Origin of the sequence: Gracilibacillus ureilyticus (genome assembly GCF_900111195.1) — a bacterium.
Taxonomy (GTDB): Bacteria; Bacillota; Bacilli; order Bacillales; family Amphibacillaceae; genus Gracilibacillus; species Gracilibacillus ureilyticus.
Genome location: NZ_FOGL01000001.1, coordinates 15,833 through 40,535, shown reverse-complemented (window position 1 = coordinate 40,535; position 24,703 = coordinate 15,833). Strand labels below are relative to the sequence as shown.

Genomic DNA, 24,703 nt, shown 5'->3' with positions numbered 1-24,703 from the left:
ATAATGATTAATTATTGCCTAAATCATTACGCCATTCCAATAAGCTTTCCTTTTCTTCCTCAGATATTTCATTGTTTTCAACCAGTGCCTCTGCCAATATATCAAAGTTAGTGATTGTATCAAAAGACATGTCAGCTTCACTAAACTTCACATCAGCTTTTTTCAGTCCATAGCTGAATATTGCTAACACCCCAAGCACTTCCGCTCCTGCTTCCCGTAATACCAGTGCGGTTTCCAGAGAAGACCCACCAGTTGATATTAAATCTTCAATTACAATTACTTTGTCACCTTGATTTACTTTTCCTTCAATCTGGTTTTGTTTCCCATGTCCTTTTGGTTTGGAACGCACATAGACCATTGGTAAATTTAAATATTCAGCCAGCCATGCTGCATGCGGGATGCCTGCAGTAGCGCAACCAGCAATAATATCGGGTTTCTCATCCATTACATCAACCATCTCGGCGAATTGCTGAACAATTTTTTTTCTAATGTCGGGATAAGACATTGTTAACCGATTGTCACAATATATAGGTGAATGGATTCCTGATGTCCAGACAAATGAACGGTCTGGGCGAATCTGTATTGCATTAATTTCGTATAACGCATTAGCAATTTCTTTTGAATTAAGCATTATTCCACTCCTCTAGTACACGCAGATAATTTCGTTTCGGGTTTTCGGCTTGTGTAATACTGCGGCCAATAACTAAATAATCGGCACCATTTTGTTTGGCAAACGATGGTGTAGCAATTCTTTTTTGATCATTCGCATTACTTTCTGCCAATCTTATTCCAGGTGTCACAGTTAAAAAGTCTTCCCCACAAACTTCTTTTATCATTCCTGCTTCATGTGCAGAACAAACTACCCCATCTGCCCCACTTTTTTTGGTAAGCTCAGCTAAACGTGCTACTGCCTCATCCAGCTTCTGATTTATATATAACTCGTTTTCCAATGTTTGCTGATCCATTGATGTTAAAACAGTAACAGCAATCAATTTTGTTGATTGTTGTATGGCTCCTGATTCAAGGCCTCTCTTTGCAGCACGAATCATTTCACTGCCACCACTTGCATGGACATTGACAATATCAACTCCAAGTCCTGCTAAATTATACATTGCCTTTTCCACAGTAGTAGGAATATCATGTAATTTAAGATCTAGAAATATTGGGTGCTGGTGCTCTTTTAACCATGAAATGATGGAGACACCTTCCCGATAAAATAGCTCCATTCCAACCTTTACCGGTACACCGTAAAAATCATTTTTTTCAATAAACTGTTTAACATCTTCACCAGTACGAAAATCCAGTGCTAAAAAGAATGGTTTATCCATGTATTATATGCCCCTTTCCTACCGCTTCCTCTACAGACTCAAAACCATATCTCGATAATATTCCAGGTAATTCAGCGATAATCTCGGGACATATGTTAGGATTCTGAAAATTTGCTGTACCTACCGCAACGGCATTTGCTCCTGCCAGTAAAAATTCCAGCACATCTTCTGCATTCATGATTCCACCCATACCAATAATCGGCACATTACTTAATGCCTGTCTCACTTCATAAATCATTCGTATTGCAATTGGTTTAATAGCAGGTCCTGATAACCCGCCAGTTTTATTTGCAATCACAGGAGCACGCTTTTTCAAATTTATCTGCATACCAGTCAATGTATTAATCATCGATAAACCATCAGCACCCGCCCCCACAACTGCTTTTGCCATTGTGGTAATATTTGTTACATTCGGGGATAATTTTACATAAACTGGATAATCACTTGCCTCTTTTACCTGATCTGTTACTTGTTTAGCTAATTCAGGGTCTGTTCCAAACTGTACACCGCCCTCTTTTACATTGGGACAGGAAATATTAAGTTCAATTGCAGCAATATCCTGTGATTGATTCAACGTCTTAGCAACCTTTACATATTCTTCCACAGTACTACCTGCAATATTTGCAATAATTGGTGTATGATATTGCCGTAAAAAAGGAAGTTCATCTGTAATTATTTTTTCAACACCTGGATTTTGAAGACCAATCGCATTTAGCATACCACTTGACGTCTCAGCAACTCGAGGAGTTGGATTGCCATATCTCGCCTCTCCTGTAGCTGCCTTTACAATTATCGCCCCTAACTGATTAAGGTCATAAAACTGACTGTATTCCTTACCGAACCCAAAACAGCCTGAAGCCGGCATGATTGGATTCTTTAAGGATAAGCCAGGCAGGTTTACTGTTAAGCTCATGCTAAACTCACCTCATTTGCTAAAAAGACCGGTCCATCTTTACAAATTTTCTTATTCTTTGTCGGGTCTGCCTTTAATGGAACAACACATGCATAACAAGTGCCCACACCGCAGCCCATTCGTTCTTCCAATGAAATATATCCTTTTTTATCAGCTAATTGATCTGTTACTGCTTTAAGCATAGGCGTTGGCCCACATGAAAAATAGTAATCAAATGGTGACCCTAGTTCCGAGATGATATCTGTTACGAAGCCTTTCTGGCCATAACTTCCATCATTTGTCGCAATAAATGTATCTCCAAGTTGTTGGAATTTTTCTTCATAAAATACTTGAGAGGCTGATTGGAAGCCTAATACACTTGTTACCTTTACCCCTTTATCCTTTAATTGTTTGCCTAGATAATAGAGAGGAGGGACCCCAATCCCCCCACCTACAAGCAAAGCATGCTCCAGTTTCAGATTTTCGATTGGATAGTGTGTGCCACATGGTAAGATCACATCAAGTTTGTCACCTGCCTGATATTTACTAAGATGACGTGTTCCCTCACCAAAAATCTTGAAAATCATTGTAAATGTCTCTGCTTCAGGGTCAACATTGGCAATAGATACCGGACGTCTTAGCATATGACCTGGCAAAGCAATGTGGACAAATTGACCTGGTTTCAGTTCTTTACTTAAAGCAGAACGAAGCACAACCTCAAAAGTTTCCTCAGCAATCTGGATATGACTTAATATTTCCAATGACTGTTTTGTAATCACAGAACCACTGCCTTCCCTGAAACAGCTGGTCTTGCAGTAAATGTTGTTGAATCAATTACATTGACAATCGCTTCTGCTGTATCCAGACTTGTCAAACATGCAATGCCATGCTCAACAGCCTGACGGCGAATTCTAAATCCGTCTGAACGTGGCTTCTTACCTGAAGTAAGTGAATTTACAACAACTTGAACTTCTCCTTTTTCAATGATGGAAAGGACATTCTTACCTTCAGCATCAACTTTTCCAACTTCGCTGACTGGTAAATCCAAACTCTGTAAATGTTTTGCGGTCCCTGATGTAGCATATAAGTTAAAGCCTAAGTCAAAGAATCGTTTGGCAATTTCACCAGCCTCCTGCTTATCTTTATCAGCTACTGTTATTAACACCGCACCCTCCATCGGTATCTTTAAACCGGAAGCTGTTAGTCCTTTATATAAAGCTTTCTCTAACGTACGGTCTCTTCCAATAGCTTCCCCTGTTGATTTCATCTCAGGCCCAAGCATCGTATCAACACTGCGTAATTTTTCAAAAGAGAAAACAGGGACTTTTACAGAAACTGTTTTCGGTTCAGGCAACAAACCTCTCTCATAACCCATTTCTTTTAGAGATTTACCTATAATACAGCGTGTTGCTATATTAGCCATTGTTACCCCGGTAATTTTACTAAGGAATGGGATGGTACGACTTGCGCGCGGGTTTACTTCCAGTACGTATACTTCATTTTTATGAACAACAAACTGGATATTAATTAATCCTTTCACACCAAGTTTTTCTGCAATCTTAATCGTTATATCCACACATTTCTGTTTAATATTTGTTGATAGCCGTTGTGTTGGGTAAACTGCAATAGAGTCACCAGAGTGTACACCTGCACGCTCAATGTGCTCCATTACACCAGGAATAATGGTCGTTTCTCCATCACTGATTGCATCAACTTCCACTTCAATCCCTGTTAAATATTTATCAATCAATACAGGGTGTTTATGTTTAATATGGTTAGTTTTAGCTAAATAACTTTCCAGTTCGTCTTCACTATAAACAATTTCCATCTGGCTTCCACCAATAACATAAGAAGGACGGACAAGCACCGGGTAACCAATTGACCCGGCCGCTTCTTTTGCCTGATCTAACTGACGAACGCTTTTTCCTTGCGGCTGTGGAATATTCAATTCCTGCAATAATTGTTCAAACTTATCCCTGTCTTCTGCAGTATCAATTGCCTCCAGCGGGGTACCAAGAATCTGTACTCCTCTTCTTTCAAGGCCTTCTGCTAAGTTAATCGCCGTCTGACCACCAAATTGAACTATTACACCTTCCGGCTTTTCTAATTCTACAACATGCATTACATCTTCCAGTGTTAACGGCTCAAAATATAATTTATCTGACACACTGAAATCAGTAGATACTGTTTCAGGATTACTATTCATAATGATTGCTTCGAACCCAGCCTCTTTTAATGCAAGAACTGAATGGACAGTCGCATAGTCAAATTCGATCCCCTGACCGATTCTAATAGGTCCTGAACCGATAACAAGAACCTTTTTCCTGTCTGTAACTACCGACTCATTTTCCTCTTCATAAGCACTGTAGAAATATGGTGTTTCTGATTCAAATTCAGCTGCACATGTATCTACCATTTTATAAACAGGGAATAAACCTGCGTCTTTTCTCATTTGATAAACAGTATCTACTTCTACATTCCATACTCTCGCAATCTGTGTATCTGATAGTCCTAATAATTTTGCTTCTTCCAGAAGTTCAAAGTTTTTATGATTTTCTGCCAATTTTAATTCAAAATCAATAATTTTTCTTAATTTATTTAAGAAGAATCGGTCAATTTTGGTTAGTTGATGAATTTCTTCTACAGTCATTCCTTTACGCATTACTTCAGCTAATACGTAAATTCTTTCATCATCTGGCTTAACTAATCTTTCCGTTAGTTCTTCTACCGTTTTTTCTGATAAATTTGGTAGATAGAAGTCTTCTCCGCTAATATCCAATGAACGAATTCCTTTTAACATCGATTCTTCAAAATTACGACCAATTGCCATCACTTCCCCGGTTGCTTTCATTTGAGTTCCAAGCTGGCGATTACCAAGTACAAATTTATCAAACGGGAAGCGCGGGAATTTTGTTACAACATAATCGAGTGACGGCTCGTAAAGTGCATAAGTTGTTCCAGTTATTGGGTTCATAATTTCATCTAAAGTCATTCCAATTGCGATTTTTGCGGCAATTTTTGCAATCGGATAACCTGTTGCTTTGGATGCAAGTGCAGAAGAGCGACTTACACGAGGATTAACCTCAATGATATAGTACTGGAAACTGTCTGTATCTAATGCAAGCTGAACATTACAGCCACCTTCGATTTTTAATGCGCGAATAATTTTCAGGGAAGCGGAACGCAGCATTTGATATTCACGGTCACTTAATGTCTGTGATGGTGCTACGACGATGGAATCACCTGTATGAATCCCTACCGGATCAATATTCTCCATATTACATACAACAATAGCCTGATCATTTTTATCACGCATCACTTCATATTCGATCTCTTTGAAACCTGCTATATTTCGTTCAATTAAACATTGATTAACGGGTGACAGGGATAAGCCATTTCTGGTTATTTCACGCAAGTCCTGTTCCGTGTAGCACATTCCGCCGCCTGTACCACCTAACGTGTATGCAGGACGTACAATTAACGGATAGCCAATTTCATCAGCAAAAGACAAGGCCTGATCCACAGTGTTTACGATTTGACTCTCAGGAACAGGTTCATTTATTTCGTTCATTAGACTGCGAAATTTCTCACGGTCTTCTGCTTGCTGAATTGCTTCCAATTTTGTTCCGAGCAGTTCCGTTCCAGTTTCTTCCAATATACCTGATTCGTCCAGCGCAACTGCAAGGTTAAGACCTGTTTGACCACCTAAAGTAGGAAGGATTGCATCAGGTCGTTCTTTCCGAATAATTTTTGATAAAAACTCTACAGTTAACGGCTCCATATAGACCGTATCGGCAATGGTATGATCTGTCATAATTGTAGCAGGATTAGAGTTCGCCAAAATAACGGTATAACCTTCCTCTTTTAGTGACTGGCATGCCTGTGTACCAGAATAGTCAAATTCTGCTGCTTGTCCGATAACAATTGGTCCAGATCCGATTACTAATATTTTCTGAATATCCGTTCTTTTTGGCATTATGCTTCCTCCTTCAATGTTGCTTTGAATGTTGTAATAGTATCGATAAATTTATCAAATAAATAGTTGGTATCATCAGGTCCAGGAGATGCTTCAGGGTGATATTGTACTGAAAAAGCCGGATATTTCGAATGTTTAACGCCTTCTACTGTTTTGTCATTTAGTGCTACCTGTGTTAATTCCAGTTCCGTAGATTTTATCGAGTCTTCTGTGACGGCATATCCGTGATTTTGTGAAGTTAGATAAGCGCGTTTTGTTTCAAAATCATAAACAGGATGATTGGAGCCCCTGTGACCAAACTTCAACTTATCAGTATTTGCACCACATGCAAGTGCTAATAACTGATGACCTAAGCATATACCAAATGTAGGTATGGATGGGATTACTTTTTTTATCATTTCAATGGATTCGGGCACATTTTTTGGATTCCCTGGTCCGTTTGTCAGCATAATTCCGTCTGGCTTTAATCTTAAAATGTTGTCCGCACTGTAGTTATATGGAACAACTGTCACATGACAGTCCCGCTTTGTTAATTCGCGTAAGATCCCGTGCTTCATTCCAAAATCCACAAGTACAATTCGATAACCTCTCCCCGGAGCAACATATGGTTTCATTGTAGAAACTCTAGCAACCTGATCTGTTAGTGGTTCTTTATTCTTCAATTTGCTTAAACCCTCTTCTACAGATATGTTCTCATTTGCTTTTGTTAAAATTCCACGCATCGTTCCGTGTTTACGGAGGATTTTTGTTAACTTTCTTGTGTCAATACCTGCAATACCAGGAATGTCATTCGCTTTTAAAAATGTATCTAAACTCTCATCACTTCTAAAATTTGATGGTGTTTCACAATATTCTTTTACAACAAAACCGAAGATTGCGGGATTAATAGTTTCAAAGTCATCCTTATTAATCCCGTAATTACCTATTAGCGGATATGTCATCGTAACTATTTGGCCACAGTATGAAGGATCAGATAATGTCTCCTGATATCCTGTCATCCCTGTGTTAAATACAACTTCCCCAATACTTTCTTCTGATGAGCCAAATGCTTGTCCTTCAAATATTGTTCCATCTTCTAAAATTAGTAGTCTTTTCATTGTGCTGCCTCCTCATATACCACTTCACCCTGGTAGATTGTTACTACTGGTTTTCCTGTTACTTTCCAACCATCAAATGGGGTGTTTTCACCTTTTGACAGGAAGGTTGTTTTATCTATACTTTCATTTACCTGTAAATCTATTAATGTTAAATCAGCACTTTGCCCAGGTTCTAATCTGCCAAACGGCAAGTCAAACACATCAGCTGGTTTTACTGTCATCCAGTCGATTAACTGTTTTAATGTAAAAATTCCTTTTTGAACAAATTGTGTATGCAACAGGGAAAAAGCTGTTTCAAAACCTACTATTCCAAACGGTGCATCCGCCATACCATTTGATTTTTCTTCTTTCGTATGTGGTGCATGGTCTGTTGCAATGAAATCAATTGTTCCGTCAAGTAAACCTTCAATCAATGCTTGCTGGTCTTCTTCAGCACGTAATGGCGGGTTCATCTTAAAATTGGCATCATTTTCTTTAATAGCTGTATCGTTAAGTAATAAGTGGTGTGGAGTTACTTCAGCAGTTACATGGATACCCGCTTTTTTCGCATCACGAATCACCCTGACAGATTCCTTAGTGCTTACATGGCATACGTGATAATGACAGCCAGCAGCTTCTGCTAATAAAACATCACGGGCAATTTGTACTGACTCACAAACTGAAGGGATTCCCGGGAGACCTAATTGCTTACTAATATTTCCTTCATGCATTACTCCCTCATGAATTAATGTATTATCCTCACAATGAGCTACAATCGCCTTGTTAACAGATGCAGCACGGATCATAGCTTGTAACATCATGTCAGCAGACTGAACACCTACCCCGTCATCTGTGAAAGCAAATGCACCTTCTTCTTTTAATGCCTCCATATCTGTTAGCTGCTCACCAATAAGCCGCTGAGTAATAGATGCATATGGTAATACTCGTATTTTAGCTGTTTCATTAATTCGTTGATTTATATTTTTCAATATCTCAACAGAGTCTGGTGTCGGTTGTGTATTTGGCATCGAACAAACAGTTGTGTAACCGCCTTTTGCTGCTGCATTTGTTCCTGTTTCAATCGTTTCTTTTGCTTCTCCTCCGGGCTCACGCAAGTGAACATGTACATCAACAAATCCAGGTGAAACCAGTCGATTTTTTCCATCAATGATATCCGCATTCCTTTGATCAATCTTTGTTCCGATTGCTTCTATTTTCCCATCGTTTATTAGAATTTCACATGCTATCAGCTCTCCTCTATCCGATAAACGCTTGACGTTGGTTAAAATCTTCTTCATAAAAGTTTCCCCCTTGATTTAGTAATGACTGCATAACTGCCATTCTCGCTGCAACACCATTCTTCATTTGTTTAAAGATTCTTGAACGGTCACATTCTACAAGACGACTGTCTATTTCAACCCCCCTGTTTACTGGGGCAGGATGTAGGATTACCGCATGTTTTTTCATTCTTTTTTCACGATCAATTGTTAGACCATATGTTTGAAGATAACTGTTTTGATCGAGTGATAAATGGTCCTGGTGTCTTTCATGCTGAATTCGAAGCAGCATCAGTACATCTGCCATCTCTACCGCTTCATCCATCGTAATGTATGGAAAATCCAGTGACTCATCTTTCCAGCTGTCCATTCCAGTCAGATAAATCTTACAGCCTAAAGTGGATAAAGCAATCGCATTGGATCTTGCGACACGGCTATGCTTGATATCGCCAGCGATTACTACCTTTAAGCCTTTAAACTGTTGGAATTCCTGATATATTGTAACAAGGTCCAGCAATGACTGTGTAGGGTGTTCTCCTGTACCATCACCCGCATTGATAACAGGTGTTTGAATGGCTTCAGCTAATTTCCGGGCAATATTTTCTTCTGAGTGCCTTAAGACGAGTACATTTGCTCCGATTGATTCAAAAGTTCTGGCAGTATCATATATACTCTCCCCTTTTGTAACACTCGACACTTCTGTCATAAAATCCAACACTTCTATTCCTAAACGTCTCTGTGCCACAACAAAGCTCATTTTTGTTCTCGTACTTGGTTCAAAAAAAAGGTTAGCTGCAAAATATTGACCATTTAACGGTTTTGCGCCATTTTGACTAATGTGATCAGCTTTTCTTATCAACTGGTAAATTTCCTGTTCTGATAAATCTTGCATTGTCACAAAATGTTTCATTTGTATGGCCTCCTTAAAAGTGTTGTTTTCAATTATTTATTTTCCTCTGGTGCCTCAAACATCTGGCCGTTGCCAAAACCTGATTCTTTGCCAGGCAGAACGAGATTTAACACTAAACCAATTAAGGCAGCTAATGCCATTCCTTCAATTTGTAAGTTTTCTGCATTCTTTATTGGAATGTCTACATATGCTCCTCCGATACCAATTACCAGGATCACTGATGAGATAATTAGGTTTCTTTTATCCCCAAGGTCAATTTGGTTATCAATTAACATTCTCAGTCCACTGGAAGCTATAATACCGAAAAGCAATATGGAAATCCCCCCCATAACCGGTGTCGGGATAGACGCGATAACTTCTGTTATGATACCAATGAATCCGAACAGTATAGCTAAAACTGCTGCACCCCCGATAACAAATACACTGAACACTCTTGTAATTGCAAGTACACCTATATTTTCGCCATACGTTGTATTTGGCGGCCCGCCTAACAGGGAAGCAATCATTGTTGCAACACCATCACCAAGAATAGAACGGTGCAAACCTGGTTTCTCCAAAAAATTTCTGCCTGCAATTTTTGATAAAACCATTTGGTCTCCAATATGCTCAGCAACTGTAACGATTGCGACTGGCACCATAATCATTACAATACTCCAGTTAAAAATCTCAGCAGGGTTGTATGTTACAAAAGGAATAACGAATTCCGGCATAACAAAGATTGCGCCGATTGCTTCAGAGAATGAACTGCTTTCCGTAATCTTCTGCCATGCTGCTGAAACACCGTCTGTATTGAGAACTCCCACACCGGATACTGCGGTAATAAACATGGAGTATAAATACCCACCAATTATACCGATTAAGATTGGAATTAAACCGAAGAATCCCCGGAACATTAACGACCCTATAACGGTAATTAATAATGTAACAATTGCTGCACTAAAATGCACACCGCTGTATTGCTCATTAACATTCATTGCCATATCGATTGCTGTAGGAGCTAATCCAAGTCCAATTACAATAATTACAGGTCCGACGACTACTGGCGGCAAAATTTTCATCAGCCACTTGGTACCAAAAGTCTTGATTAAGAGCGATAAAATACCGTAGACAATCCCGGCAAGGAAACTACCAATCATAACTCCACCTGTACCACTGATGGCCATTGCACTCGTAATCGGTGTAATAAAGGCAAAACTTGATCCTAAATATGCAGGTATTCTGCCTTTCGTTATTAATAAGTAAGCAAGTGTCCCCGCCCCGCTTGATATTAAGGCAACTGCCTGTGACAAATCTGTTAGGAATGGTACTAATATGGTCGATCCAAACATTGCGAATAAATGCTGTACACTAAATAAAAACCATTTCGACATTTTTGGTACTTCTCGTACATCTAATACTATATTTTTATCTGTCATCATTTCTCGTCCCCTTTTTCTGTTTCTCTTCAAAAAAAACCTCTTTGCAAAATCGCAAAGAGGCAAACGTGTCTCCAAAAACAACACGCATTCATCATGCGACCTTGCAAGCATCTCTGTACTTACTTAAAGGTCTTTTATTCTTTTTCATAGATACTTACACTATCTGTTTGATCAATTTCAGCCAGTTCTACTGTAATAATTTCGTTTTGGGATGTCGGAATATTCTTCCCGATAAAGTCTGCGCGAATTGGCAGCTCTCTGTGGCCTCGATCAACTAATACAGCCAGTTGAATCTGGGAAGGTCTGCCTTGATCCATAATGGCGTCCATTGCTGCCCGAACAGTTCTGCCGGTGTATAAAACATCATCAACTAAAACGACATTTTTTCCTGATACTTGTTCTCTTAGATTAGCATCATTTAATTGAGGTTCATGCGCTTCATCTACATGAGTTAAGTCATCGCGGTAGAGTGTAATATCAAGCTCACCAATAGGTACTTCTACTCCCTCAATTTCTTTAATACGTTCCCTAAGACGATTCGCAATGGGAACTCCCCTTGTCTTAATTCCGACTAACATTAACCCGTCAACACCCTTATTTCGTTCAAGAATTTCATGTGCAATTCTGGTTAAAGCCCTTTTCATTGCATTGTTATCGAGCACATTCGCTTTTTTATTCATCATAATTGCTCCTTTTAAGCCCATTATATGGAAAAAACCCTTTATTCTCCGGGAGGAATAAAGGGTCTGGATACACGTATACCGTCCACATGCATCTAGTTCCTTTTTCAGCCTCACGGGACTGTTTTAAAAGGCTTTATGATATTGAATTTATTATCCCAAAAATTGAAGCATCAGTCAATAACTTTTTCGAATATTTTCTAATACTTTCTCGAATTTTGTCGGCAATTCTGCATCGAAACTCAGTTCATTACCTGTAATTGGATGTCTGAAGGTTAAATGATATGCATGCAGTGCTTGCCCTTCTACATCAATTGACTTTCTCTGTCCATATTTAGGATCCCCAACAATAGGGAATCCGATATATTTCATATGTACCCGAATTTGGTGGGTACGGCCAGTGTCTAATACACATTTAATAAAAGTGTACTTCCCATGAAGCCTTTCAATTACTTCAAAATGTGTAATTGCTGGTTTGCCGTTTTCCACAACATCCATCAGTTGGCGGTTTTTTTCGCTTCTGCCAACCGGCGCATCAATAGTACCGTATTCATGGGGAATATCACCATGAACTAACGCTTTGTATTCTCGTTTAATTTGTTTATCTTTCATTTGCTCTGCCAGTTGCTCATGTGCTTTATCATTTTTTGCTACAACTAGTAATCCACTTGTATCTTTGTCAATCCGATGAACAATTCCTGGTCTTGCAACTCCATTAATCCCTGACAAATCGTCACAATGGTATAGAAGTGCATTAACCAGTGTGTCATCCTGGTGACCTGCTGACGGGTGTACAACCATTCCGCTCGCTTTGTTTACCACTAAAATATCCTGGTCTTCATAGACGATATTTATCGGGATGTCCCTTGCCTCTACTTCTAGCGGCTCCACTTCAGGTACCTCCCACTCGATCAGATCATCCGGTTGACATTTATAATTTTGTTTCACACTTTTTCCATTGACTTTGATTATTTTTTGATCAAACCATGTTTTTATTTGTGATCTTGAATAATCCTCTGTTATATCTACTAACAACTTATCAATTCTTATTCCTTTATCTTCTTGTTGTACTTTATACTGTTTCAGACTCATGCATTTTTGCTCCTTTTTTTGTTACGCTCATCCAATATTGTACCGATAAAAATCAGAATTACACCAACAACCAGTGCGGAATCTGCGATATTAAAAATCGGATAATCATATGAACCAATGTAAATATCGAAGAAATCCACCACTTCTTTACGAAACAGCCTGTCAATAAAATTACCTATTGCACCGCCTAATACCAATGCCAGCGAAAGTCCAAGCAACTTGCTATCTTTTCCGTACTTTTGAATATAATAAATAACAAAACCGATAACAATTGTTGTAATAATATAAAAGAAGATCATTTGTCCAGCAAGTATTCCCCAGGCAGCACCTGTATTACGGTGTGATGTTAAATAAAAAACATTCTCAATGACAGTAATTTGATCCCCTAATTCCATATTCTGAACAATCCATAACTTTGTCAATTGATCTAAGCCAATGATTACGACTGCAACAATATATACCCACAACATATATACACCAACCTCTGTTCCATTAATATCCTTTCACACACTAATACACATTATAGCATGTTTTTTTATGAAAAGTCTTCAGGTATCAAAAATAATAAAGGCCAGCTATACTTATTTTCAAAGTATAGCTGGCCTTTTTAAAATCTAACGTCAAGGTTTATCCTTCTGCAACGTCTGAATAATGCTCTTTTACCACTGCAGCACATCGTTTACACAATGTCGGGTGATCTTTATCCTCTCCAACAGTGTCAGAGATTACCCAGCATCTTTCACATGTTTCCCCGTGATGTTTCTCAATTTTTAATGTCACATATTCATAATCTTTTCCTTCGTCTACACTGTTCACTATTTCTGCATTTGAAACAATTAACAGCTGATGTAAATGATCAATTTGTTCTAAAATCTCGGCAACCTGGTCATTCTTCGGTTTAATTTGCACAGAAGCTTCTAAAGATTTACCGATGATTTTCTCAGAACGTGCTTCTTCTAGCCCTTTCAGGATGTCATCGCGTATTTCCATAAATGCGTCCCACTTTTCCAAAATCTGGTCCGCATTCCGGATTTCACGGACCGAAGGAATATCACATAACTGTACTCTTTCTTCCTCAACATCCGGGATGTACGCCCACACTTCTTCCATTGTGTGAGTTAAAATAGGTGTTAACAGTTTTACCAGTGATGTGACAATCTCATAATATACTGTCTGAATACTACGTCTTCTAGGATTGTCTTCAGCTTCAATATAAATTACATCTTTCGCAAAATCCAGATAGAAGGAGCTCAGGTCAATGCTGCAGAAATTATGAATTGATTGGTAAACAGTTGAAAAGTCATAATTCTCATATGCTTGCCGTGCTTTTGCAATAACTTTTTGCAGTTTCACTAACATATACTGATCGATTTCTTCCAGATCATGATCTGCCACTTTATGCTCCAGACGGAAATCATCTAAATTCCCTAATAAGAAACGGAATGTGTTTCGGATTTTACGATAACCTTCCGATGTCTGTTTAATAATCTCATCGGAAATTCTAACATCTGCCTGGTAATCAACAGATGCTACCCATAAACGAAGAATATCAGCACCGTATTGCTTCATTATTTTTGAAGGAACAACAACATTTCCGACAGATTTACTCATTTTGCGTCCTTTGCCGTCTAAAGCAAAACCATGTGAAATAACTGTCTCATATGGTGCCTTGCCAGTCACAGCAACTGCAGTGGAAATAGAAGAATTAAACCAGCCTCGATATTGATCCGAACCTTCTAAGTAAACGTCAGCAGGTCTTTGTAATTCTTCCCTTCCTTCCAATACACCCTGGTGTGAGGAACCGGAATCAAACCATACATCCATAATGTCTGTTTCTTTTGTAAATGTTCCGTTTGGACTGTGTTCTGAAGTAAAACCTTCCGGGAGTAATTCTCTTGTTTCCCACTCAAACCAGATATTAGATCCATGTTCTCTAAATAACTTTGCAACATGTGAAATGGTTTCATCAGTAATGATAGGTGTTTTATCTTCTCCATAAAACACCGGAATTGGAACCCCCCATGTACGCTGACGGGAAATACACCAATCTTCTCGGTCACGGACCATGTTAAATAATCTCGTTTCACCCCAGTTCGGCACCCAGTTAATTCGTTGGATCTCTGCTAAAATTTCTTCACGGAAATCTTTAATGGAAGCAAACCATTGATTCGTTGCCCGGAAAATAGTTGGTTTCTTAGTACGCCAATCATGCGGATAAGAGTGTGTAATAAATTCCATTTTTAACAACGCATTATTTTCTTCTAGTTTTTCTGTAATTTTTTTGTTAGCTTCATCATAGAATAATCCCTCAAAACCAGGTGCTTCATTTGTAAAATATCCTTTCTCATCAACTGGACAAAGCACTTCCAAACCATATTTTTTACTGACAATAAAGTCATCTTCCCCATGCCCAGGTGCAGTATGGACAAGTCCTGTACCACTTTCTGTTGTAACATGGTCACCTAAAATGATTAGTGATTCACGGTCGTAAAGAGGATGTTGGGCAACAAGATTCTCTGCTTCCACACCTTTGAATGTTTGAATTATCTCTGCATTCTCCCACTCTAAGACAGTTTTTACCTGGTCCAGCATATCATTAGCAATGATGTATTTGTCATCCTCAACTTTCACGACAGCATACTCTAAATCCGGGTGAAGAGAGATTGCCAGATTTGCTGGTATTGTCCACGGTGTCGTTGTCCAAATGATAAATTTTTCATCACCTTTTAATAACTCTTTTCCATCTTTCACTTCAAATGCTACATAGATAGAAGCAGAGCGTTTATCCTGATACTCTATTTCCGCTTCTGCCAAAGCAGATTCAGAAGATGGAGACCAGTAAACCGGTTTTAATCCTTTATAAATATAACCTTTTTTTGCCATCTCACCAAATACTTTAATTTGCTCTGCTTCATAAGCTTTATCTAGTGTAATATAAGGATTTTCCCAATCTCCCCGAACACCAAGCTGTTTGAATTGTGCTCTCTGATTATCAATCTGCTTTAAAGCATACTCCGCACATTTCTGACGAAACTCTGCTACAGACATTTTTTTACGGTTTACTTTCTTCTTAGCAAGTGCCTGTTCGATCGGTAAACCATGTGTATCCCATCCAGGTACATAAGGAGCATGGAACCCTGTCATCGACTTGTATTTCACGATAAAGTCTTTTAGTACTTTATTCAGGGCATGACCCATATGAATATCGCCATTCGCGTAAGGGGGTCCATCATGAAGAACGAAAAGCGGTCGTCCTTTTGTTCTCTCCTGTACTTTTTCGTAAAGCTTTTCTTCATCCCACTGTTCTTGTAATTTCGGTTCTTTATTTGGCAGATTTCCGCGCATTGGAAAATCTGTCTTTGGCATATTTAATGTTTGTTTGTAATCCATCCAATTGTCCTCCTGTTTTAATATATTTACCGGAAAATAAAAAAGCTCTTCACATCCCCAAAAGGGACGAGAAGAACTCGCGGTACCACCCTTATAGATAATAGTATCTGTTCAACTACTATCCACTCGAACATCCGTAACGGGGATGATCCGACTATTCTTACTTCATCATTTCAGAATAGTTTCTCATGGGTGATTTTCAATTAATGGGCTAAATTAGGCTTCCACCATCCCTAACTCGCTCTGCTTAGTTGACCATTAATCTACTGTCCCAATCAATGAATTAATCATATATTGAAATAAATTATAGGAAATAAATCCGGTTTCGTCAAGGTTAATAATTACTTGTTTCTGTTTCCTGGTCTTCGACATTATCTATTTCTGTTTGGAAAAGACCGTCCCAGTCATCATTTTCAATTAAGTCTAATTGTGCTTCTACCAGCATCTTTAGTCTTGTACGGAAAACTTTCGCCTGCTTTTTCAGTTCTTCCACTTCTAAAGCAATTTTTCGTGATTTATGTAATGCTTCGTTGATAATTCTATCCGCATTTTTTTCTGCTTCTTTAATGATTAATTTGGATTCTTTCTTTGCATTTTCCTTCACTTCTTCTGCTGTTTCCTGAGCCACCAGTATCGATTTATTTAATGTTGTCTCAATATTAGAAAAATGGCTTAATTTTTCATTGAGCTGATCCACCTGATCTTTTAGCTCTTTTTTTTCACGGATTACCAATTCGTAATCTTTAATAATCTGATCGAGAAATTCATTCACATCATCTTCATCATATCCCCTGAACCCTTTAGCAAATTCCTTATTGTGAATATCAAGCGGTGTTAAAGGCACGACGGCCACCTCCTAGTTCTTGTCGATCTCTCTCTATAGTATCATAATAATTTGACAAAACAATGAAAATTCCTGCAATAACCCTAGTTTAATTTTTCAAAAATAATTCTTACTTTGTCTTTTTTTGTTTTACCTTGTAACTCTTTGAGCCTTGTCCTTCCTTTTCCTCTCACTGATAGCAAATCTCCTTCTTCCAATAGAAAGGCAGCTTGCTCAATTGTTTGAAAGTTTACTTTAACAAAGCCTTTTTTAATTAGATCAAGCGCCTGTTGGCGGGATGTTTGGTACATTTCTTTAATAAGTACATCTAACCGTAAGGATGAACATGTTGCGGTACTTTCAATCCAGCGGTTCGTGCTGTCTAATAACTGTGAAAACGAAACATTGTCAAACTGAACATTCGCTTTCTTTATAGATGTTACGTTAGTCGTTAAGTATGTAGTAATATCTTTCGCAACTAAAATCTGAATATACCCGTCATTAATAATGATATCTCCAATTTTTTTACGGTGAATTCCAGCGGAAAGAAAAGCTCCCAGAACATCCCGATGTTCTATCGATACGAACTTTTCAGGAAACTTTGCCTGTAATAACTCTACTTCAAATGACTCTGTTGTGATTTCTTCATAAAAAGGTGTTAGTATTGCGCGCTTTCTTTCTGCATCTTCCCATGCACCAAAAAAATCCAGCTTCAATGTTTCATCATTGCCTATCAATGACTTAAATATTCTCTGTTCTCTTGGGTGAAGAAAGTCCGTTAATCTCGATTCATAACGATTCGTAACTTCTTCCCTCCATGATAACACTTGATCAATAAAAGGATATTCTTCTTGTCTGAAATGCTGATATAAATCCATCTCTTCACCTGACTCACTTTACAATAAAAAGTTGAAAAACATATAATCTAAACCTCGCATTGCGAATCGTAATACAAATATCGCAACTATTGGCGAAATGTCTATCATACCGCCAATCGGGGGGATAATTTTACGGAATGGTTCTAAATAGGGCTCTACAATGGATGCAAGCATTCTGCCTATGGAAGACTCCCTCGCCCCTGGAAACCATGACATTAAAATATAGATAATAATTGCATAAGAGTATATCTCAAATGCAAATTGTAAAATTTGCCATAACGTAATCATTTATTTTTTTACCACCTTTGATCTGAATCATATTCTTCCATTACTTCTGTTATATTTCCACTTATTTCAACATGGTCTGGTGTACATAGAAAAGTCTGTGATCCCAACTTTCTGATATGACCTGACATTGCATAGACTGTTCCGCTCATAAAATCAATAATTTGTCTCGCCTGCTGTGCATCCAGACGTTGTAAATTCATTACTACAGAGCGACGGTTAACGACATGGTCTGCAATCTCCTGAACTTCGTTGTATGAACGTGGTTCACAAAGGACTACTTTAGAGCTGGACTGTACTGATTTCAAGCTAACAACATTGCTCTTTTCTTCCTGCTCGTTCGTTTCATACTGACCTTGTTCCTCGATCTCTTCATGAATAATTTCATATTCATCTTCAAGGCCAAACAAATTTTTAAACTTTCCTTTCATACTCATTGATCATTCACCTCTATTCATCATATGGCCCTACAAGCTCGGAACCAATACGGATATGAGTGGCACCTTCTTCAATGGCTATCCTGTAATCATTGCTCATCCCCATGGAAAGATAATGACAGGGAGCATGTTTCCAGCCTTTTCCTTCGATCTCGTCCCGCAATTCCCGCAATTGGCCAAATGTGTTTCTAAGAATCTCTTCATTTTCCACAAAAGGAGCCATTGTCATTAATCCAACTATACGAATCATTTCAAATTTACTGAGATCCTCAATAAAAGGTATCACTTCATTTGGTTTTAATCCATGCTTTGATTCTTCCCCACTGACATTCACTTGTACAAAACAGTTAATTACGCTGCCCGCACGTTTATTTATCTCTTTTGCTAGAGATTTGCGATCAAGTGAGTGAATAAAATCAACTTCTTCTATAATCTCTTTTACTTTACGTGACTGTAATGAACCGATAAAATGCCAGGTTGCTTCAGACCCTATTTCTGCTTTCTTATTCAACAGGCCTTCTATCCTGTTTTCCCCTAAATGGACTATCCCGGCTTCTACGGCTTCTTTCGCTCTTTCTATTGTAACATATTTCGTCACACCAATTAGTGTAATTTCTTGTTCACCCCTATTGGAATTTTGACATGCTTGCTGAATGTTTTTTTGAATGGCTGCTAAATTATCTGCTACCTTCACTGCAATATAAACTCCTTTCACTTACATTAACCCTATAAATCCAAGCATTCTGCCGGTTTTCTGCTTGTCTCTCCGGTGAGAGAAGAAAAGCTCATCATGTGCGGTACAATAGCTTGTAACAAGGATATTTTCCTTCTTTACACCTGCATCCACTAACTGTAGGTAATTAAGATCTTTCAAATTTAAATAATAATGGGAATTTCTTAATTGGTAAACTTCTTTATACCTTTGAGGAATATGTCCGATAACTTCCTGACTTACCTCGTAGCAGTCCCCGCAAATAGACGGGCCAATGACAACTTCTAACTGATCAGCTTTGTACCCTAAATGTTTAAATGCTTGGACTGTTTCATTTGCAATATTCCCTACAGTCCCTCTCCATCCAGCATGGGAGATAGCTGCTGCTTCACTTTTTACCAGAAAAAATAATGGGACACAATCAGCAAATAATAAAACTGATAAAATTTCTTTGTCGGTTGTAATCAGTCCATCCGTATCAGTAATGGAATCCGACATGCTGTGAGAGCCTTTTCCACCATCTTTTTTCCAAATTTGTTTTACATTAAAACCATGTGTCTGTTCTGTAAAAACCCACTTGTTCAATGGAATGTTGATCTGTTCCGCTAATCTCTTTCTGTTTCCGATGACATCAGTTGATTGATCACCTACATGCAGTCCAAGGTTATTACTAGCATAATCCCCTTCACTTTGCCCGCCAAATTTTGTTGTAAAACCGGCAATTACATTGTTTTTCTCCATCCACCGGTCAATAAATAAAATATTTTTAGCGGTATCATAAGAAAATGGATCCATATGATATGATGCCACCTCTCCTGTTTTTCCTTATTTTATCACAATTCGAACATCCTTCACAATTTTAATCGAAAGAGGAAGAATAATGATTAAGTTTGTTTTTTTTCAGAAGGTTCACTTATATAAAAATTCGATTTTTTAACCAAAATAACATCCTGGCCAATACGCATCACATTTTCCCATGGAATAATAACTTCCCTTTCTTCTCCAAAAACCCCTAATACTTTCGATTTTGTGGCAACAATCAAATTAACAATTCGACCATAATCCACGTTAATTTCGATATCAGTTAAATGTCCCAGTTTCGTACCATCTTCAATATAAATTATGTCTTTCATTTGCATGGAGGATAAAGTTATCATTTTAAACACCACCTTTTTATATCAATATATGATACTTCACGTAAATTATGGTGTATCCTCCCAATAAAAAATTTGTATGGCCGAATTATATTTTGCGCAAAATATCAAACGAGAGAATGCTTAACTTTCTCTTAACTTTTTTAAAAAGAGGTGCTGACCATGGGAAGAGATGAACATAGAAATAAGAAAAATAAGAATAGACTACCGCAAACACCGAAGAACCAAAAATCTGACGGGATAGATGTGGAGTTTTCAGAAGAACTAGCTGATGCAGAAGACAGGGAAGCACAAATTAGAGGGAAACTTGCTGATGAGCGACAAAAGAATAATGGCTAATGGAAGGAAAGAGCAGTGATATAAAATCACTGCTCTAATTATTCAAACATTTCTTTATTCATTTCTTTAATAGCAGCTTTTTCAAGACGGGAAACCTGAGCTTGGGAAATACCAATTTCTTCGGCAACTTCCATTTGCGTTTTCCCTTGGAAGAACCGCTTATTTAAAATCATTTTTTCACGGTTATTAAGCCTTCTCATTCCTTCTTTTATAGATAAATAATTAATCCAGTCATTATCCTTTACGCTATCATCACTTACCTGATCCATTACATAAATAGGATCTCCCCCGTCATTAAATATTGGCTCAAATAATGAGACAGGGTCTTGAATGGCATCAAGTGCAAAGATAATATCTGTAACTGGGACATCGAGCTCTTTTGCAATTTCCATTGGAGAAGGATCCTTTGAAGTTTCGCTCATCAGCTTCTCTCTTGCATGTAAAGCTTTATAAGCAATATCCCGTAATGATCTTGAAACCCGAATAGGATTATTATCACGTAAGTATCGTCTAATCTCACCAATAATCATTGGTACCGCGTATGTGGAAAATTTGACATTCTGTCCTAAATCGAAATTATCAATCGATTTTAACAATCCAATACATCCTACTTGAAATAAATCGTCACCGTATTCACCACGGTTGTGAAACCTTTGTATAACACTTAACACTAACCGAAGATTCCCATTCACAAGTTTTTCACGCGCTTCCTGATCTCCTGCTTGCATTTCCTTGAATAATTTTCTCATTTCTTCATTTTTTAAAACTGGTAATGTTGAAGTATCTACCCCGCAAATCTCTACTTTATGTCTTGTCATATTGTACCCTCCCGATTGGAGATCCTTCTCAAAAATAAGTATCACCAATCGGAATGTTTTTATGCATATACCATTAATTAACAACTAGACCATCTTGTTGAATTCTTTCTGTAATCTTTTAATTATTTTTTTCTCCAGACGGGATATATATGATTGCGATATTCCTAACATATCAGCAACATCTTTCTGTGTCTTCTCTTCATTATTCACAAGGCCAAACCTTAGTTCCATTATTTGTTTTTCTCTGCCATTCAATTGCTCTAATGCATTTCTTAATAACACTTTGTCAACGTCTTGTTCTAAATCTTTAAAGGTTACATCCTCATCTGTCCCTAACACATCTGATAATAATAATTCATTCCCGTCCCAGTCTACATTTAGAGGTTCATCAAACGAAACTTCTGTTTTCAGTTTATTATTTTTTCTTAAGTACATAAGAATTTCATTTTCAATACATCTCGAAGCATATGTAGCTAATTTTATTTTCTTTTCAGGATTAAATGTATTAATTGCTTTAATTAGTCCAATCGTTCCAATACTTATTAAATCTTCAATATTAATTCCGGTATTTTCAAACTTTCTTGCAATATAGACAACAAGTCTTAAATTGCGCTCTATCAGCATTGCTCTAGCAGCCTTATCACCTACAGGCAATTTATTAATGAGCTCAAACTCTTCCTCCTTCGAGAGAGGAGGCGGCAATGCTTCACTTCCTCCAATGTAGAATACTTCGTCTTCATGAAACCCCATTTTTTTAAGAACTTTATAAACGATCATTTTATATTTCATTTTAATATCCAACATGTAACCACTCCCTTGTTTTTTCAGCCTACTTCCTGAAATAGTTTTGGATGAAGCAGGCAATGATAACTCTGATCACCTACAAGCTGCCCAAACCGAATACCTATAAGCACCTGTTGTGTTTCAATTTGCTGTTTACTATCAATATGTATTTTTAAATTATCCGGAGAAAAAGCGATCAGCCATTCCACATTCCCGCCAACCCCCTGAAATGGAACAAGCCGATAGACCGGATTCGCAACCGAAGGTATTTCACTATGTGACACACTTTCATATAATCCCTTCAGTTCATGAAATTCCTGTTCGGTAAAACATTCTTTTAAAAATGTTTCATCACAGATAATTACAGGTTTTTTGGAGATAGGATCAACAAGCTGATTACCACTATCTACATAACCTGACACTTCTACTTCTTTATTGCGCCAACTAATGGTTACCAAATACATAAAGTCTTTTTTTAACTGGTTATATTTATGCTTGTCCATCCTCTGCTTAGTGAAGAAATATACAAACGGAAAACCAATTAACACGAAAAAGCCATGTATCTGTGTTGGCTGAAGCTGACTGTAATAGCTTGTCAGCTGATTCGAATCAGCCATGTAATGAATTGCCAGCAACCCGCCGCCAATGGCGAATGTCATGAAATAAAAAGTAAATAAATGCTTGATAAACAGAGCTGTATTGGTGAAGCCGAAAGCAATGAAAATAATAAAAAAAGAGTGAATCACTTTTATATACCATGTTTCCAGAAAGGAAGCCGGAATTAATAGAGAGACCGGAACAATCACTGATCCTATAAACCCTGCCAAACAAATACGATACCATTTTGTTCTGCTGTACAATATGGATTGGGTTAATAACAGGATCATCCAGTCAATGCCCCAATTTATTAACCATATTAACTCGATATAAACAGTCACCAATAATCGCTCCATTAATAATACTTTTATGCTGTTGTGATATTAGTATAGTGGAATAGAGAATAGAAGTCTGTCAAAGGAAGGAACGAAATGCCATCTAATTTTCAGAACTTTTCACAAAAATTGTTGAATTGTAGGGTTAATTTACATTGCAACAAAGTAAGGCTTTTAATCACTGGGTATAAAGGAGAGAATTCTTTAAAATAATTAAATGAAGGGCGTCTGGTAACAGAATTCACACATATTTCTAATGAAAAAAGCTGTCCAGTAATAAGGACAGCTTTCTAATCAATTTATCTTCTTCTATTTCGATTTCTTAAAAATGCCGGGATGTCCAGTGTATCTTCCTGTTGCTTAGGTCTGGATCCTGTACCTGCTGTTGCTTCCTGTGGTCTTTCCTCTTTTTCACGCTCACGCACAGCTGGTTTCTGCTGAAGAGCAGGTTTGGCTTTGCCTTGCACACTCTTTAATTGTGTTTCATCAAAGCCTGTGGCAATAACGGTAACCACAATTTCATCCTTGAGGTCTTCATTAATTACCGAACCAAAAATAACGTTTACTTCCTGGTCTGCAGCTGATGTCACAATATCGGCTGCTTCCTGAACTTCATACAAACTTAAATTCATGCCACCGGTAATATTCATTAACACACCATGTGCTCCATCAATTGAAGTTTCCAGCAGTGGGGATGAAATAGCTTTTTTAGCAGCTTCAGCGGCCCTGTTTTCTCCTGTTGCTACACCGATACCCATTAATGCTGAACCTTTATCAGCCATAATTGTCTTCACATCGGCAAAGTCAACATTAATTAAACCAGGTGTAGCAATTAAATCAGATATACCTTGTACACCTTGTCTTAACACGTTATCCGCTTCGCGGAATGCTTCTAGCATTGGTGTATTTTTATCAATAATTTCAAGCAATCTGTCGTTAGGGATAACGATTAATGTATCCACATTGCTTTTTAAGCCGTCAATACCTGCAACCGCATGTGTTGCTCTTTTTCTTCCTTCAAAAGTAAACGGTCTTGTTACTACACCTACAGTTAATGCACCTAATTCTTTTGCCACCGCTGCAATAACCGGAGCAGCTCCGGTACCTGTACCCCCGCCCATTCCAGCAGTTACAAATACCATATCCGCACCTTTTAATATCTCTTCAATTTGCTCTTTACTCTCTTCTGCAGCTTTTCGGCCAACTTCAGGATTCGCTCCTGCGCCAAGACCTCTGGTAAGTTTTGTACCAATTTGCATTTTTACTTCTGCTTTAGAAAGGTTAAGTGCTTGAGCATCTGTATTAACTGCAATAAAGTCTACTCCTTGAACTCCATGTTCAATCATTCGATTTACCGCATTGCTTCCACCGCCGCCAACACCAATTACTTTAATCGATGCTAACTGATCTTCCATATTCGTATCAAAATCTAACATACTATTTCCTCCTAATTTGCTAGTTTTAGAGTCTGTCTGTTTCCTCATTTAGTTTCATTGCTGTAAA

At 37.9% G+C, this 24,703-nt stretch carries 25 protein-coding genes and 1 other annotated feature; of the genes, 1 reads left to right on the top strand and 24 read right to left on the bottom strand.

Annotated features, from left to right (window positions below; translation table 11 throughout):
* Window positions 1-7: 7 nt before the first annotated feature.
* The 20 genes from pyrE to BMW36_RS00105 all read right to left on the bottom strand — a co-directional run bounded on the left by pyrE (window position 8) and on the right by BMW36_RS00105 (window position 20,331).
* Window positions 8-631 carry an orotate phosphoribosyltransferase gene (gene pyrE, locus BMW36_RS00200; RefSeq protein WP_089737778.1) on the bottom strand — a complete coding sequence of 208 codons (624 nt, stop codon included), beginning with the start codon at window positions 629-631 and terminating at the stop codon, window positions 8-10.
* Entirely contained in the window at window positions 624-1,328 is a 705-nt protein-coding gene (gene pyrF, locus BMW36_RS00195) for an orotidine-5'-phosphate decarboxylase (protein WP_089737776.1), read from the bottom strand. Before pyrF ends, pyrE begins: the two co-directional genes overlap by 8 nt.
* Window positions 1,321-2,241 (bottom strand): dihydroorotate dehydrogenase, encoded by a 921-nt coding sequence (locus BMW36_RS00190; RefSeq protein WP_089737775.1) that lies wholly within the window; start codon window positions 2,239-2,241, stop codon window positions 1,321-1,323. The genes pyrF and BMW36_RS00190 overlap by 8 nt, the downstream gene beginning before the upstream one ends.
* The gene (locus BMW36_RS00185) at window positions 2,238-2,999 is read right to left on the bottom strand and encodes a dihydroorotate dehydrogenase electron transfer subunit (RefSeq protein WP_089737773.1); all 762 of its coding nucleotides are present in this window, start codon (window positions 2,997-2,999) and stop codon (window positions 2,238-2,240) included. The genes BMW36_RS00190 and BMW36_RS00185 overlap by 4 nt, the downstream gene beginning before the upstream one ends.
* The gene (carB, locus tag BMW36_RS00180; RefSeq protein ID WP_089737771.1) at window positions 2,996-6,196 is read right to left on the bottom strand and encodes a carbamoyl-phosphate synthase large subunit; all 3,201 of its coding nucleotides are present in this window, start codon (window positions 6,194-6,196) and stop codon (window positions 2,996-2,998) included. The genes BMW36_RS00185 and carB overlap by 4 nt, the downstream gene beginning before the upstream one ends.
* Window positions 6,196-7,293, bottom strand: a complete 1,098-nt coding sequence (locus tag BMW36_RS00175; RefSeq protein WP_089737768.1) for a carbamoyl phosphate synthase small subunit — start codon at window positions 7,291-7,293, stop codon at window positions 6,196-6,198. Before BMW36_RS00175 ends, carB begins: the two co-directional genes overlap by 1 nt.
* Complete coding sequence (locus BMW36_RS00170) at window positions 7,290-8,570, bottom strand: dihydroorotase (RefSeq protein ID WP_089737766.1); 1,281 nt, start codon at window positions 8,568-8,570, stop codon at window positions 7,290-7,292. The genes BMW36_RS00175 and BMW36_RS00170 overlap by 4 nt, the downstream gene beginning before the upstream one ends.
* The gene (locus tag BMW36_RS00165; RefSeq protein WP_089737765.1) at window positions 8,530-9,459 is read right to left on the bottom strand and encodes an aspartate carbamoyltransferase catalytic subunit; all 930 of its coding nucleotides are present in this window, start codon (window positions 9,457-9,459) and stop codon (window positions 8,530-8,532) included. The genes BMW36_RS00170 and BMW36_RS00165 overlap by 41 nt, the downstream gene beginning before the upstream one ends.
* Before the next feature lie 32 nt (window positions 9,460-9,491).
* Window positions 9,492-10,874, bottom strand: a complete 1,383-nt coding sequence (locus BMW36_RS00160; RefSeq protein WP_089737762.1) for a solute carrier family 23 protein — start codon at window positions 10,872-10,874, stop codon at window positions 9,492-9,494.
* Window positions 10,875-11,011: 137 nt separating this feature from the next.
* Entirely contained in the window at window positions 11,012-11,557 is a 546-nt protein-coding gene (gene pyrR, locus BMW36_RS00155; protein ID WP_089738810.1) for a bifunctional pyr operon transcriptional regulator/uracil phosphoribosyltransferase PyrR, read from the bottom strand.
* A gap of 177 nt (window positions 11,558-11,734) precedes the next feature.
* Window positions 11,735-12,649 (bottom strand): RluA family pseudouridine synthase, encoded by a 915-nt coding sequence (locus tag BMW36_RS00150; protein ID WP_089737760.1) that lies wholly within the window; start codon window positions 12,647-12,649, stop codon window positions 11,735-11,737.
* Window positions 12,646-13,119 (bottom strand): signal peptidase II, encoded by a 474-nt coding sequence (lspA, locus tag BMW36_RS00145; protein WP_089737759.1) that lies wholly within the window; start codon window positions 13,117-13,119, stop codon window positions 12,646-12,648. The genes BMW36_RS00150 and lspA overlap by 4 nt, the downstream gene beginning before the upstream one ends.
* Before the next feature lie 157 nt (window positions 13,120-13,276).
* Window positions 13,277-16,039, bottom strand: coding sequence for an isoleucine--tRNA ligase (gene ileS, locus BMW36_RS00140; RefSeq protein WP_089737757.1), 2,763 nt, complete (start codon window positions 16,037-16,039; stop codon window positions 13,277-13,279).
* A 59-nt stretch (window positions 16,040-16,098) separates the two neighbouring features.
* Window positions 16,099-16,327 (bottom strand) — a binding site (T-box leader).
* Window positions 16,328-16,373: 46 nt separating this feature from the next.
* A complete protein-coding gene (locus BMW36_RS00135; protein WP_089737754.1) occupies window positions 16,374-16,883 on the bottom strand; it encodes a DivIVA domain-containing protein in 510 nt (169 codons plus the stop codon).
* A gap of 83 nt (window positions 16,884-16,966) precedes the next feature.
* Window positions 16,967-17,740 carry a YlmH family RNA-binding protein gene (locus BMW36_RS00130; protein WP_089737753.1) on the bottom strand — a complete coding sequence of 258 codons (774 nt, stop codon included), beginning with the start codon at window positions 17,738-17,740 and terminating at the stop codon, window positions 16,967-16,969.
* Window positions 17,741-17,758: 18 nt separating this feature from the next.
* Window positions 17,759-18,028, bottom strand: coding sequence for a YggT family protein (locus BMW36_RS00125; protein WP_089737751.1), 270 nt, complete (start codon window positions 18,026-18,028; stop codon window positions 17,759-17,761).
* 8 nt (window positions 18,029-18,036) lie between these two features.
* Window positions 18,037-18,462, bottom strand: coding sequence for a cell division protein SepF (locus BMW36_RS00120; protein WP_089737748.1), 426 nt, complete (start codon window positions 18,460-18,462; stop codon window positions 18,037-18,039).
* Between the two features lie 13 nt (window positions 18,463-18,475).
* Window positions 18,476-19,156, bottom strand: a complete 681-nt coding sequence (locus BMW36_RS00115; protein WP_089738808.1) for a YggS family pyridoxal phosphate-dependent enzyme — start codon at window positions 19,154-19,156, stop codon at window positions 18,476-18,478.
* A gap of 21 nt (window positions 19,157-19,177) precedes the next feature.
* A complete protein-coding gene (pgeF, locus tag BMW36_RS00110; protein WP_089737745.1) occupies window positions 19,178-19,969 on the bottom strand; it encodes a peptidoglycan editing factor PgeF in 792 nt (263 codons plus the stop codon).
* 89 nt (window positions 19,970-20,058) lie between these two features.
* Window positions 20,059-20,331 (bottom strand): YlmC/YmxH family sporulation protein, encoded by a 273-nt coding sequence (locus BMW36_RS00105; RefSeq protein WP_089737743.1) that lies wholly within the window; start codon window positions 20,329-20,331, stop codon window positions 20,059-20,061.
* A gap of 159 nt (window positions 20,332-20,490) precedes the next feature.
* Between BMW36_RS00105 and BMW36_RS00100 the strand changes: the two genes are divergently transcribed.
* Window positions 20,491-20,667, top strand: a complete 177-nt coding sequence (locus BMW36_RS00100; protein WP_089737742.1) for a YfhD family protein — start codon at window positions 20,491-20,493, stop codon at window positions 20,665-20,667.
* A gap of 38 nt (window positions 20,668-20,705) precedes the next feature.
* On the opposite strand, the gene sigG is transcribed toward BMW36_RS00100, so the two are convergent.
* The 4 genes from sigG to ftsZ form a co-directional block, all read right to left on the bottom strand.
* On the bottom strand, window positions 20,706-21,485 hold the full coding sequence (sigG, locus tag BMW36_RS00095; protein WP_089737739.1) for an RNA polymerase sporulation sigma factor SigG: 780 nt from the start codon (window positions 21,483-21,485) through the stop codon (window positions 20,706-20,708).
* Between the two features lie 84 nt (window positions 21,486-21,569).
* On the bottom strand, window positions 21,570-22,289 hold the full coding sequence (gene sigE / locus BMW36_RS00090; RefSeq protein WP_089737737.1) for an RNA polymerase sporulation sigma factor SigE: 720 nt from the start codon (window positions 22,287-22,289) through the stop codon (window positions 21,570-21,572).
* Between the two features lie 20 nt (window positions 22,290-22,309).
* Window positions 22,310-23,206, bottom strand: a complete 897-nt coding sequence (gene spoIIGA / locus BMW36_RS00085; protein ID WP_089737735.1) for a sigma-E processing peptidase SpoIIGA — start codon at window positions 23,204-23,206, stop codon at window positions 22,310-22,312.
* Window positions 23,207-23,499: 293 nt separating this feature from the next.
* Window positions 23,500-24,636 (bottom strand): cell division protein FtsZ, encoded by a 1,137-nt coding sequence (gene ftsZ, locus BMW36_RS00080; RefSeq protein ID WP_089737733.1) that lies wholly within the window; start codon window positions 24,634-24,636, stop codon window positions 23,500-23,502.
* Between the last annotated feature and the right edge of the window lie 67 nt (window positions 24,637-24,703).

Bases quoted from the DNA above. Each gene is read 5' to 3' on its own strand.
- BMW36_RS00175 (WP_089737768.1), bottom strand. From the start codon at position 7,293: ATGAAAAGACTACTAATTTTAGAAGATGGAACAATATTTGAAGGACAA.
- BMW36_RS00125 (WP_089737751.1), bottom strand. From the start codon at position 18,028: ATGATTACGTTATGGCAAATTTTACAATTTGCATTTGAGATATACTCT.
- BMW36_RS00100 (WP_089737742.1), top strand. From the start codon at position 20,491: ATGGGAAGAGATGAACATAGAAATAAGAAAAATAAGAATAGACTACCG.
- BMW36_RS00160 (WP_089737762.1), bottom strand. From the start codon at position 10,874: ATGACAGATAAAAATATAGTATTAGATGTACGAGAAGTACCAAAAATG.
- ileS (WP_089737757.1), bottom strand. From the start codon at position 16,039: ATGGATTACAAACAAACATTAAATATGCCAAAGACAGATTTTCCAATG.
- sigE (WP_089737737.1), bottom strand. From the start codon at position 22,289: ATGTTGGATATTAAAATGAAATATAAAATGATCGTTTATAAAGTTCTT.
- BMW36_RS00120 (WP_089737748.1), bottom strand. From the start codon at position 18,462: ATGAGTATGAAAGGAAAGTTTAAAAATTTGTTTGGCCTTGAAGATGAA.
- pyrE (WP_089737778.1), bottom strand. From the start codon at position 631: ATGCTTAATTCAAAAGAAATTGCTAATGCGTTATACGAAATTAATGCA.
- BMW36_RS00165 (WP_089737765.1), bottom strand. From the start codon at position 9,459: ATGAAACATTTTGTGACAATGCAAGATTTATCAGAACAGGAAATTTAC.
- pyrR (WP_089738810.1), bottom strand. From the start codon at position 11,557: ATGAATAAAAAAGCGAATGTGCTCGATAACAATGCAATGAAAAGGGCT.
- carB (WP_089737771.1), bottom strand. From the start codon at position 6,196: ATGCCAAAAAGAACGGATATTCAGAAAATATTAGTAATCGGATCTGGA.
- lspA (WP_089737759.1), bottom strand. From the start codon at position 13,119: ATGTTGTGGGTATATATTGTTGCAGTCGTAATCATTGGCTTAGATCAA.
- BMW36_RS00170 (WP_089737766.1), bottom strand. From the start codon at position 8,570: ATGAAGAAGATTTTAACCAACGTCAAGCGTTTATCGGATAGAGGAGAG.
- BMW36_RS00190 (WP_089737775.1), bottom strand. From the start codon at position 2,241: ATGAGCTTAACAGTAAACCTGCCTGGCTTATCCTTAAAGAATCCAATC.
- ftsZ (WP_089737733.1), bottom strand. From the start codon at position 24,636: ATGTTAGATTTTGATACGAATATGGAAGATCAGTTAGCATCGATTAAA.
- pgeF (WP_089737745.1), bottom strand. From the start codon at position 19,969: ATGGATCCATTTTCTTATGATACCGCTAAAAATATTTTATTTATTGAC.
- BMW36_RS00105 (WP_089737743.1), bottom strand. From the start codon at position 20,331: ATGATAACTTTATCCTCCATGCAAATGAAAGACATAATTTATATTGAA.
- pyrF (WP_089737776.1), bottom strand. From the start codon at position 1,328: ATGGATAAACCATTCTTTTTAGCACTGGATTTTCGTACTGGTGAAGAT.
- BMW36_RS00130 (WP_089737753.1), bottom strand. From the start codon at position 17,740: ATGGATTTATATCAGCATTTCAGACAAGAAGAATATCCTTTTATTGAT.
- sigG (WP_089737739.1), bottom strand. From the start codon at position 21,485: ATGACAAGACATAAAGTAGAGATTTGCGGGGTAGATACTTCAACATTA.
- BMW36_RS00150 (WP_089737760.1), bottom strand. From the start codon at position 12,649: ATGAGTCTGAAACAGTATAAAGTACAACAAGAAGATAAAGGAATAAGA.